This is a genomic window from Streptomyces sp. NPDC016845, from assembly GCF_044332585.1.
Taxonomy (GTDB): domain Bacteria; phylum Actinomycetota; class Actinomycetes; order Streptomycetales; family Streptomycetaceae; genus Streptomyces.
Window position 1 is genome coordinate 83,025 of the sequence record NZ_JBIRPI010000015.1, and the last position, 12,573, is coordinate 95,597.

Here is a 12,573-nt window from a genome sequence, read left to right on the forward strand (position 1 = left end):
CGAACGCCGGACGGCCCCTGACCTCATGCGAATGTGTGAGCCGTCCCCGCCCTCCCGCCCTCGGTATTTGGAGTGCCATCGATGAACGAGCCGGTGCCCACCGACGTCCGGAATACCGCTCCGGGCCCTGAGCCCGTGGCTGTGGTCGGCCTCGCGTGCCGACTCCCGGGCGCCGACGATCCGGTCGAGTACTGGCACTTGCTCACCGAGGGCCGCACCGCCGTCACCGACACCCCCGAGGACCGGCGCACGGGTGTCCCCGCCGACGGCTGGCCCACCCCGCACGGCGGCACCGCACCCCTGCGCGGCGGATACGTGTCCGCCCCCGCCGACTTCGACGCGGCGTTCTTCGGCATCTCGCCCCGCGAGGCCGACGCCATGGACCCGCAGGCCCGCCTCGCCCTCGAACTGGGCTGGGAAGCCCTGGAGAACGCCGGGATCCCCGCCACCGCCGCCCCGCGCGCCACCTCCGTCCACCTCGGCGCGGACACCTGCGACTACGCCGACGTCGTGCGGGACGCCGGGCAGGGGGCGGGACACCACACCCTCACCGGCCTCAACCGCTCCCTCATCGCCAACCGGCTGTCCTACGCACTCGGTGCCGGCGGCCCCAGCATGACCGTCGACAGCGCGCAGTCCTCCTCGCTGACAGCGGTCCAGCTCGCCTGCGACAGCCTGCGTCTCGGCGACAGCGAACTCGCCCTCGCCGGCGGTGTCCACCTCAACCTCAGCCCCGAGAGCTCCCTCGCCGCCGCCCAGTTCGGCGCGCTCTCCCCGGACGGCGCCTGCCACACCTTCGACGCCCGCGCCAACGGCTACGTACGAGGCGAGGGCGGCGGCATCGTCGTACTCAAACTGCTCTCCCGCGCCCTCGCCGACGGCGACCACATCCACGCCGTCATCCGCGGTGGCGCCCTCAACAACGACGGCACCGGCACCAGCATCACCACCCCGGAGGCAGGCGCCCAGGCGGCCGTCCTGCGCGCCGCCTGCCACCGCGCGGGCGTCGACCCCGCGGACATCGGCTACGTCGAACTGCACGGCACGGGCACCCGGGTCGGCGACCCCGTGGAAGCCGCCGCGCTCGGCGCGGTGCTGGGCACCGCCGAGGGCCGGCGCGCACCGCTCGCCGTCGGTTCCGTGAAGACCAACATCGGCCACCTCGAAGGCGCGGCAGGCATCGCGGGCCTCCTCAAGACCGTGCTGTGCCTCTCGCACCGCCGACTGGTGCCCAGCCTCAACCACGACGAGCCCAACCCGGCCATCGACCTGGACGGTCTCGGCCTGCGGGTCCAGCGCGAGACCACCGACTGGAACCCGGGCGCCCCCGGCACCCCGCTGCGCGCCGGAGTCTCCTCCTTCGGCATGGGCGGCACCAACGTGCACCTCGTCCTCGAAGAGGCTCCGGCGACCGCGACGCCCCCGGAGCAGCACCACATCCGGCCCGCCGCCACCGTGCCCTGGCTGCTGTCCGCCGCCACGCCCGAAGCGCTCCGCGCACAGGCCGACCGCCTCACCGCGCACGTCCGCGCCAGCGGAGCCGACCCCGTGGACACCGCCTGGTCACTGCTCACCACCCGCACCCACCTCGCGCACCGGGCCTTCGCTGTCGGCGCCGACACCACCGGTCTGCTCAGCGGCGTCACCGCCGCCGCCCCGGCCGGGCCGGTCGAAGGAAACATCCACCGCCCGGTGTTCGTCTTCCCCGGCCAGGGCAGCCAGTGGCCCGGCATGGCGGCCGAACTCCTCGCCACCTCACCCGTCTTCGCCGCCCGCCTCGCCGAGTGCGCGGACGCTCTCGCCCCGCACGTCGACTGGGACCTCGCGGCCGTCCTGCGCGGCGACGCGGACGCCCCGCCGCTGGACCGCTCCGACGTCGTACAGCCCGTTCTGTGGGCCGTCATGGTGTCCCTCGCGGCCCTGTGGCAGTCGCACGGGATCCGGCCCGCCGCCGTCGTCGGACACTCTCAGGGCGAGATCGCCGCGGCCTGCGTCGCCGGAGCGCTCAGCCTGGAGGACGCCGCCCTGGTCGTCGCCCTGCGCAGCAAGGTCCTCGTCCCCCTCGAAGGCCTCAGCGGCATGGTCTCCCTGGCCCTCGCCCACGACGACGCCGCCCGCTTCGTCGCACGCTGGGGCGACCGCGTCACCGTCGCCGCCCTCAACGGCCCCCGCTCCACCGTCGTCTCCGCCGACATCGAGACCGTCACCGACATCCTCGCCACCGCCGAACGCGAGGACGTGCGCGCCCGCCGCGTCGGCATCGACTACGCCTCCCACTCCCCGCACGTCGAACCCGCCCGCGAGGAGATGCTCCGCCTCCTCGCCCCCATCACGCCCCGCCGCCCCGACGTGCCCTTCCTGTCCACCGTCACTGGCGACCGGCTCGACCACCCGGCCACCGACGCCCGCTACTGGTACGACAACCTCCGCAACCCCGTCCTCCTCGAACCGGCCGTCCGCGCCCTCACCGCAGCGGGCCACGGCGCCTTCGTCGAGGTCAGCCCGCACCCCGTACTGACCGCACCGGTGCAGGACACCGTCGAGACGACAGCGGGACCCCGGCACGCCGTCGTCACCGGAACCCTGCGCCGCGGCCAGGGCGGCGCCGCCCGCTTCCAGACCTCCCTGGCAGCCCTGTGGGCCAGGGGCGCCGACGCCGACTGGACGCCCGCCTTCACGGACCTCGCACCGCACCGGGTTCCGCTGCCGACCTACGCGTTCCAGCGCCGCCGCCACTGGATCGACGGTGCTCCCGGAGCCACCGCACCGCACCGGGCCACGGGCACGGCACCCATGGAGGACACTCCGGTCCCGTCAGAGACCGTCGCCCCCGCACTCGACCACGACGACGCACTGGACCACGACGACGCACTCGACCTCGTCCGTGACTGCGCCGCCGTCGTCCTCGGCCACACCGACCGCACCCAGGTCGATCCACGACGGACCTTCAAGGAACTCGGCGTCGACTCCGTCACCGCCGTGGAGCTGCGCGACCGGATCAACACCCTGTCCGGCGCCCGCCTCCCCGCGACCGCCGTCTACGAATACCCGACCCCCGCACGTCTCGCCGAGCACCTGGCCGCCCCCATGGCCGCCGCCGAAGACACGGACCGGCCCGAACGCCGCACCGCCGTGGACGAGCCGGTCGCCATCGTGTCTATGGGCTGCCGCTACCCCGGCGGCGTACGCACACCGGAAGACCTCTGGCGCCTGGTCCGCGACGAGGCGGACGCCATCTCCGCCTTCCCCACCGACCGCGGCTGGGACCTCGACGGCCTCTACGACGCCGACCCCGACCGCACCGGCACCACGTACGTCCGTGAAGGCGGGTTCCTGCACGACGCGGGCGAGTTCGACGCCGCCTTCTTCGGTATCTCGCCGCGTGAGGCGACCGCGATGGACCCGCAGCAGCGGCTCCTCCTCGAAACCACCTGGGAGACCGTCGAACGGGCCGGACTCGACCCCCGCACCCTGCACGCCAGCACCACCGGCGTCTTCGTCGGCGCCACCGCGTCCGAGTACGGCCCTCGCCTGCACGAGGCCGGAGAATCCGTCGAGGGCCACGTCCTCACCGGCACGACGGCCAGCGTGATCTCCGGCCGCATCGCCTACGCGCTCGGCCTGGAGGGGCCGGCGGTCACGGTCGACACGGCCTGCTCCTCGTCGCTGGTCGCACTGCACCTCGCCGTCCGCGCCCTGCGCTCCGGCGACTGCTCACTCGCCATCGCCGCGGGCGCCACCGTGATGTCCGGGCCGGGCATGTTCGTCGAGTTCGGCCGCCAGCGCGGACTGGCCGCCGACGGCCGGTGCAAGCCGTTCGCCGCCGACGCGGACGGCACCAACTGGGCCGAGGGTGTGGGTGTGCTGCTCCTGGAGCGGCTGTCGGACGCGCGGGCCAACGGGCATCAGGTCCTCGGTGTCGTACGTGGCTCGGCGATCAACCAGGACGGCGCGTCGAACGGTCTGACCGCCCCGAACGGGCCTTCTCAGCAGCGGGTCATTCGTGCGGCGTTGGCGGACGCGGGTCTGTCGGCGGCGGATGTGGACGTGGTCGAGGCTCATGGCACGGGTACGAAGCTGGGCGACCCGATCGAGGCGCAGGCGCTGCTGGCCACTTATGGTCAGGGCCGTGATGCCGAGCAGCCGCTGTGGCTGGGGTCGCTGAAGTCCAACATCGGCCACGCCCAGGCCGCGGCCGGAGTCGGCGGCGTCATCAAGATGGTGCAGGCCATGCGGGCGGAGTTCCTGCCGAAGTCCCTGCACGCCGACACTCCCTCGCCGCTCGTCGACTGGCAGTCCGGCGCCGTGGAGTTGCTGACCCAGGCCCAGGAGTGGGCGGAGCCGGACGGGCGTCCGCGCCGGGCCGGGGTGTCGTCCTTCGGTATCAGCGGCACCAACGCCCACGTCATCCTCGAAGCAGCACCCGACTCCGAAGCGGCGGCCAAGTCCGGGACCGACGTAACCCTGCCCTGGCTCGTGTCGGCCCGGACCCCGGCGGCGCTCGCGGAACAGGAGAACCGCCTCGCGGAGTTCACTGCCGACGCCACTTCCCATGACCCGGTGGATGTGGCGTGGTCGTTGTGGCGGTCGCGGTCGGCGTTCGAGTGCCGGTCGGTGGTGGTCGCGGGGGAGCCGGTGGTGTCGGGTTCGGTGGTGGCCGCGGCGTCGTCTCCGGTGTTCGTGTTTCCGGGGCAGGGGGCGCAGTGGGTGGGGATGGCGGTCGAGCTTCTTGACTCGTCGCCGGTGTTCGCGGCGCGGTTCGGGGAGTGTGCCGCGGCGCTGGGTGAGTTCGTGGACTGGTCGTTGGTTGATGTGGTGCGGGGTGCGGAGGGTGCGCCCGGGTTTGACCGGGTGGATGTGGTGCAGCCGGTGTTGTGGGCGGTGATGGTGTCGCTGGCTGCGTTGTGGGAGTCGTTCGGTGTGCGGCCGGCTGCGGTGGTGGGTCACTCGCAGGGTGAGATTGCTGCTGCGGTGGTGGCGGGTGCGTTGAGTGTGGGTGATGGTGCGCGGGTGGTGGCGTTGCGGTCGCGTGCGATTACGGCGTTGGCTGGTCGTGGGGGCATGGTGTCGGTGGCGTTGGCGGCTGAGGGTGCTGTGGAGTTGGCGAGGCGTTGGCCGGGGCGGGTGTCGGTGGCCGCGGTGAACGGGCCGACGTCGACTGTGGTGTCGGGTGACGCGGACGCGCTGGATGAGCTGGTCGAGTATGCCGATGGCGCGGGTGTCCGGGTGCGCCGGATCGAGGTCGACTATGCGTCGCACTCGGCCCATGTGGAGTCCATCGAGCAGGAGTTGGCCGGGCTGCTGGGATCGGTGACGGCGTTGGAGCCGTCGGTGCCGTTTTTGTCGACGGTGACGGGGGAGTGGATCGACTCCGCTGTCACCGACGGTCAGTACTGGTACCGCAACCTGCGTCAGACCGTACAGCTGGAACCTGCCGTCGCCACGCTGGTCGCCGAGGGTCATGGTGCGTTCCTGGAGATGAGTCCGCATCCGGTGCTGACCGTCCCGGTCGCCGAGACCGTCGAGGATGCGGGCGCGGATGCGGTCGTGGTGGGGTCCCTGCGGCGTGGTGAGGGCGGCCTCGACCGTTTCCATCTCTCCCTGGGTGAGGCCTGGGCGAATGGCGTTACCGTCGACTGGGCGCCTGCCTTCGACGGTCTGTCTCCTCGGTATGTCGATGTGCCGACTTATGCCTTCCAGCGCAGCCGTTACTGGCTTGATGTGCCGAAGGCGCAGGTCAGTGCGGATCCTATCGAGGAGGAGTTCTGGCGGACCGTGGAGGAGGGTGATCTGGAGGCGGTCGCCGGCACGCTCGGTGTCGCGGAAGGGCTGGAGGCGGTCGTCCCCGCCCTGGCCGCGTGGCGCACCGCCCGCCGCGAGCGAGGCGCGGTCGACGGCTGGAGGTATCGCACGGAGTGGAGGCCACTGTCCGTCGGTGCCCCCGTCTCGATCGGTGGGACCTGGCTGCTCGTCGTCCCTGAGCAGCAGTTGGAGGACGATCGGCTCGTCACCGAGACCCTGTCCGCGCTGGCATCACGCGGAGACCGTGCGGTCGTCGTGGCCGCCTCGGGAGATCTCGACCGCGCCTCGTTCGGCGCCTTGCTCACACCGTCCGCCGACTACGCCGGTGTGCTGTCGTTCCTGGCACTCGACGAACGCCCGCACCCGCGTCAGCCCGCCGTGCCACTCGGCCTCGCCGGGACCCTCAGGCTCGTACAGGCCCTCGGCGACACGGAGATCGACGCGCCACTGTGGTGTGTGACGCGGGGTGCTGTCGGCACCGGTCCGCAGGACGCGCCGACCGCGCCCTCGCAGGCCGGTGTGTGGGGCCTCGGCCGGGTCGCCGCCCTGGAACACCCCAAGCGGTGGGGCGGACTTGTGGACCTCCCGGCCTCCGGGGCAGACCGCGCCGTCGACCTCCTCCTGGACACCGTCACGGCGGGTACCGCGGAGGACCAGGTGGCCCTGCGCGACGGCACGGCGTACGGCCGTCGCCTCGTGCACGCGGCCACCGGAGGCAGGGCGGCCCCGCGGGAGTGGAAGCCGCGTGGGACGGTTCTCGTCACCGGCGGGACCGGCGCGCTCGGCGCACATGTCGCCCGTTGGCTGGCCGCGCGGGGAGCGGAACACCTTGTGCTCACCGGCCGCCGCGGCGACGGTGCCCATCTAGACGGCCTGCGGGACGAACTCGCGGCTCACGGCACCCGGCTCACCGTCGCCGCCTGCGACACCGCCGACCGTGACGCCCTGGCCGACCTGGTCGGCAGCCTCGCCGAGGACGGCGGTCCCGTACGCTCCGTCGTCCACGCGGCCGGCGTGAGCGTTCTCGGTCCGATGGCCGAGACCGGCGTCGACGACCTCGCCGCCACCCTGTCCGGGAAGGTCCTCGGCGCCGCCCACCTCGACGAGGTCCTCGACACCGCCGACCTCGACGCCGTCGTCTACTTCTCGTCCATCTCCGGTACGTGGGGCGTCGCCGACCACGCCGCGTACGGCGCGGCCAACGCCATCCTCGACGCCCGCGCCGAACGCCGTCGCGCCGACGGTGCCCCCGTGCTCTCCGTGGCCTGGGGCCCCTGGGCGGGCGGCGGCATGATCGCCGAGTCCGTCCAGGACGACCTGCGCCGCAGGGGTGTTCCCGTCATCCGGCCGGGCGCCGCCGTCACAGGGCTCCAGCAGGCCCTCGACCACGACGACACGGTCGTGGCGGTCGCCGACGTCGACTGGCGCCGGTTCGCCGAGGTCTTCACCTCGGTGCGCGGCAGCGCCCTGCTGACCGAACTGCCCGCCGCCCGGACCGAACCCGCCGAGACCGCCGTCGAGGGCAGCGACGAGACGTCCGCCGCGCTCCGCGGACTCGCCGACCTCCCTCCCGCCCGCCGACTCGCCGCGCTGCGCACCCTCGTCGCCACCCACGTGGCGGCCGCACTGGGACACGCCGACGCCGAGGCCGTAAGCGTGGAGGCCGCCTTCAAGGAACTGGGCTTCGACTCCCTCACCGCCGTCGCCCTGCGCGACCGGCTGCACCGTGCCACCGGCCTCAAGCTCCCCACCACCGTCGTCTTCGACCACCCCAGCATCTCCGCACTCGCCGCCTACCTCGACGACCTGGCGTTCGGCGGGCAGGGCCGCGAGGAGACGCGGCCGGGGGAGGAGCCGACATACGCGGCGGGCGACGACGACCCGATCGCCATCGTGTCGATGGGCTGCCGCTTCCCCGGTGGCGTACGTACTCCGGACGACCTGTGGCGCCTGGTCCTCGACGGCACCGACGCCATCACCCCGCTCCCCACCGACCGCGGCTGGGACCTGGACGCCCTCTACGACCCCGACCCCGACCACCTCGGCACCAGCTACGTGCGCGAGAGCGGGTTCCTCGACGACGCGGGCGAGTTCGACGCCGCCTTCTTCGGTATCTCGCCGCGTGAGGCGACCGCGATGGACCCGCAGCAGCGGCTCCTTCTCGAGACCTCCTGGGAGACCCTGGAGCGGGCCGGCATCGACCCGAAAAGCCTGCGCTCCAGCTCCACCGGCGTCTACGTCGGCCTCACCGACCAGGAGTACGCCACCCAGCTGCGTGCCGCGTCCGGTGACAACGAGGGATACCTCGCCACCGGCGCGGCGGCCAGTGTGGCTTCCGGGCGCATCGCCTACGCGCTCGGCCTGGAGGGGCCGGCGGTCACGGTCGACACGGCCTGCTCCTCGTCGCTGGTCGCACTGCACCTCGCCGTCCGGGCCCTGCGCGCGGGCGAGTGCCGCCTCGCGCTGGCAGGCGCCGCCACGGTGATGTCCGGTCCGGGCGCGTTCGTCGCCTTCAGCCGGCAGCGCGCGCTGGCCGCCGACGGCCGCTGCAAGCCGTTCGCCGCCGACGCGGACGGTTTCGCGCTGTCCGAGGGTGTGGGTGTGCTGCTCCTGGAGCGGCTGTCGGACGCGCGGGCCAACGGGCATCAGGTGCTCGGAGTCGTACGTGGTTCGGCGATCAACCAGGACGGCGCGTCGAACGGACTGACCGCCCCGAACGGGCCTTCTCAGCAGCGGGTGATTCGTGCGGCGTTGGCGGACGCGGGCCTGTCGGCCGCGGACGTGGACGCGGTCGAGGCTCATGGCACGGGTACGAAGCTGGGCGACCCGATCGAGGCGCAGGCGCTGCTGGCCACCTACGGTCAGGAGCGCGGGGCCGACCGGCCGCTGTGGCTGGGGTCGGTGAAGTCCAACATCGGCCATGCACAGGCGGCCTCCGGTATGGCCGGGATCATCAAGATGGTGCAGGCGATGCGGCACGGCACCATGCCCAAGTCCCTCAAGGCGGATGAGCCGTCCCCGCTCGTCGACTGGCAGTCCGGTGCTGTGGAGTTGCTGGCCGAGGCCCAGGAGTGGGCTGAGCCGGACGGGCGTCCGCGCCGGGCCGGGGTGTCGTCCTTCGGTATCAGCGGCACCAACGCCCACGTCATCGTCGAGGCCCCCCGACAAGCTGCCGAGGCACCCGCCCCTGCCCGTGAGTCCGCGTCCGGGCTGCCCTTCCTGGTCTCCGCCCGAACCGAGGAGGCACTGGCCGCCCAGGTCCGTCAGCTGACCACGCACCTGGAGTCCACCTCCATGGACCCGGTGGATGTGGCGTGGTCGTTGTGGCGGTCGCGGTCGGCGTTCGAGTGCCGGTCGGTGGTGGTCGCGGGGGAGCCGGTGGTGTCGGGTTCGGTGGTGGCCGCGGCGTCGTCTCCGGTGTTCGTGTTTCCGGGGCAGGGGGCGCAGTGGGTGGGGATGGCGGTCGAGCTTCTTGACTCGTCGCCGGTGTTCGCGGCGCGGTTCGGGGAGTGTGCCGCGGCGCTGGGTGAGTTTGTGGACTGGTCGTTGGTTGATGTGGTGCGGGGTGTGGAGGGTGCGCCTGGGTTTGACCGGGTGGATGTGGTGCAGCCGGTGTTGTGGGCGGTGATGGTGTCGCTGGCTGCGTTGTGGGAGTCGTTCGGTGTGCGGCCGGCTGCGGTGGTGGGTCATTCGCAGGGTGAGATTGCTGCTGCGGTGGTGGCGGGTGCGTTGAGTGTGGGTGATGGTGCGCGGGTGGTGGCGTTGCGGTCGCGTGCGATTACGGCGTTGGCTGGTCGTGGGGGCATGGTGTCGGTGGCGTTGGCGGCCGAGGGTGCTGAGGAGTTGGCTGGTCGTTGGCCGGGTCGGGTGTCGGTGGCCGCGGTGAACGGGCCGACGTCGACTGTGGTGTCGGGTGACGCGGACGCGCTCGATGAGCTGGTCGAGTACGCCGATGGCGCGGGTGTCCGGGTGCGCCGGATCGAGGTCGACTATGCGTCGCACTCGGCGCATGTGGAGTCCATCGAGCAGGAGTTGTCGGAGTTGCTGGGTTCGGTGACGGCGTTGGAGCCGTCGGTGCCGTTTCTGTCGACGGTGACGGGGGAGTGGGTCGAGCCGGGGCAGACGGATGGCGGGTACTGGTACCGCAACCTGCGTCAGACCGTTCAGCTGGAGTCTGCCGTCGCGAGGCTGGTCGCTGAGGGCCATGGCGCGTTCCTGGAGATGAGCCCGCACCCGGTGCTGACCGTCCCGGTCGCCGAGACCGTCGAGCATGCGGGTGCGGATGCGGTCGTGGTGGGGTCGCTGCGGCGCGGTGAGGGTGGCCTGGACCGCTTCTATCTCTCCCTGGGTGAAGCCTGGGCGGGGGGTGTGGCCGTCGACTGGGCGCCTGCTTTCGAGGGTTTGTCTCCTCGGTATGTCGATGTGCCGACGTATGCCTTCCAGCGCGGTCGTTTCTGGCTGGATGTGCCGAAGGTGCAGGTCAGTGCGGATCCGGTCGAGGAGCAATTCTGGCGGACGGTGGAGGAGGGGGATCTGGAGGCGCTCGCCGGCACGCTCGGTGTCGAGGATGGGCTGGAGACGGTCGTCCCGGCGCTGGCCGCGTGGCGCACCGCCCGCCGCGAACGGAACACGCTCGACAACTGGTCCTACCGTGTGGTGTGGAAGCCGTTCGCCACTCCAGGCAGTGGCGCCCTCAGCGGTGACTGGCTGCTCGTCGTGCCCGAGGGCCGAGACGGTGACGACCTCACGGCGCGGACCAGGCGTGTGCTGACGGAGTCGGGGGCCGGCGTCGTACCGGTCGTCGTACCCGAACAGGCGGACCGCGCGGTCCTCGGCGAACTGCTCGACGCGGCCGTCCTGGACGCGGGAGGCGCACCGGCGGGAGTGCTGTCGCTGCTCGCCCTCGACGACGAACCGGACAAGCGCAGCCCTGGTGTCTCGAAGGGCCTGCTGGCCTCCATGGCGTTGAGTCAGGCCCTCACCGACGCCGCGGTCCGCGCCGGACTGTGGACGCTGACGCGTGGGGCCGTGACGGTCGACGGTGACGAAGCACAGGCACCGAACGCGGGGCAGGCTGCCGTGTGGGGCCTGCTCCGGGTCGCCGCGCTCGACGACCCCGAGCGGGCCGGCGGTCTGGTCGACCTCCCGGCCGACGGTACCGCCGACGTGCTGTCCCACCTGCCCGCGCTGCTGTCCGGAAGCGACGCGCCCGGCGCGGAGAGCGAGTTCGCGTTGCGGGCCGGTGTCGTCGGTGTCCGGGTCCGCCGCATGGTGCGCTCGCCGCTCGGCAGGGCGGCCCGGCGTGAGTGGAGGCCGCGAGGGACGGTACTGATCACCGGCGGTACCGGCGCGCTCGGCGCCCACGTCGCCCGGGACCTCGCCCGTGAGGGCGCCGAACACCTCGTACTGACCAGCAGGCGCGGCCCCGACGCGCCCGGGGCGGCGGAGCTGGAGCGGGAGTTGGCCGGCCTCGGCTGCCGGGTCACGATCGCCGCCTGTGATGTCGCCGACCGGGACGCGCTCGCCGCACTCCTGGACTCTCTTCCCGCCGGGCCCGCGCTGACGGCGGTCGTGCACACAGCGGGCGCCGTCGACCGGGCACGGCCTCTCACCGAGGTCGACGCGGGCGAGGCGGTCGACCTGATGCACGCGAAGGTCGTCGGCGCGCGGAACCTGCACGACCTGCTCGCCGGGCACCCCTTGGACGCCTTCGTGCTCTTCTCCTCCGGCGCCGGCGTCTGGGGCAACGGCGGCCAGGCACCGTACGCGGCGGCCAATGCCCACCTCGACGCCCTCGCCGAGCGGCGCCGCGCGGCGGGGCTCCCGGCGACCTCCGTCGCGTGGGGTGCGTGGGCGGGCGGCGGCATGGTCGACGCCGAGGTGGGGGAGCAGCTGCTCAGGCGCGGCGTGCCCGCGATGGAGCCGCGGCTCGCCGTCCGCGCCCTGCGCGAGTCGGTGACGGCGGACGAAGCGGCCGTCGTCGTGGCGGACATCCGCTGGGACCGCTTCGTCCCGGCCTACTGCGCCCACGGGCACCGTCCGCTCATCGACGAGATCCCGGAGGCCCAGGCGCTGGTTGTCGCTCAAGCCGCTCAGCGGGCCGGGGACGCCGCCGAGCAGGCGGCGGACGGGACCCCTGCCGCGGGCGGGCTGCGCGCCGAGCTGACCGCTCTGTCGCCGGCCAAGCGCAGGCGCCGGCTGGCGGAACTGATCCGCACGCACGTCACCGCGGTGCTCGGCTCCGGACCGGCCGAGGCGGTCAAGCCCGGCAAGGCGTTCCGCGACATGGGCTTCGACTCCCTGACCGCCGTGGAGCTGCGCAACAGGCTCGGCGCCGCGCTCGCCACCAAGCTCTCCGCGACGCTCGTCTTCGACCACCCCACGCCGAACGCGCTCGCCGACCACCTGGGCGCCGAGCTGTTCCCGGCCGGTGACGCCGACGACACCAGCCTCGACCCCCGGCTCCGGGAGCTCGAGGCGGCCTACCGCGCCGACCCCGCCCCGGCCGGCCGGCGGGAACTCGCCGACGCGCTGCGCGGCCTGCTCGACACCTGGGCCGTCACCACCGACCAGACGACCCGCACGACCACCGGCGAGACGACCTCCACGACCACCGGCGAGGCGATCTCCACGGCCGTCGACGAGACGACCCCCACGGCCGTCGACGAGGAACTGGTCGGCGCCTCCGACCAGGACATGTTCGACCTGATCGACAAGGAACTCGGGATCTCCTGAGCGGTCCCCCCGACACGACTTCCCGATTCTCGAAGG

General features: G+C 72.9%; 1 protein-coding gene. It reads left to right on the plus strand.

Annotated elements, in window-relative coordinates:
• The first annotated feature begins 81 nt into the window (after positions 1 to 81).
• Complete coding sequence (locus ACH4RC_RS29065) at positions 82 to 12,537, plus strand: type I polyketide synthase (protein WP_398206158.1); 12,456 nt, start codon at positions 82 to 84, stop codon at positions 12,535 to 12,537.
• Positions 12,538 to 12,573 lie beyond the last annotated feature (36 nt).

Excerpts from the sequence above, each read along its gene's own strand:
- ACH4RC_RS29065 (WP_398206158.1), top strand. The coding sequence starts at position 82 with ATGAACGAGCCGGTGCCCACCGACGTCCGGAATACCGCTCCGGGCCCT.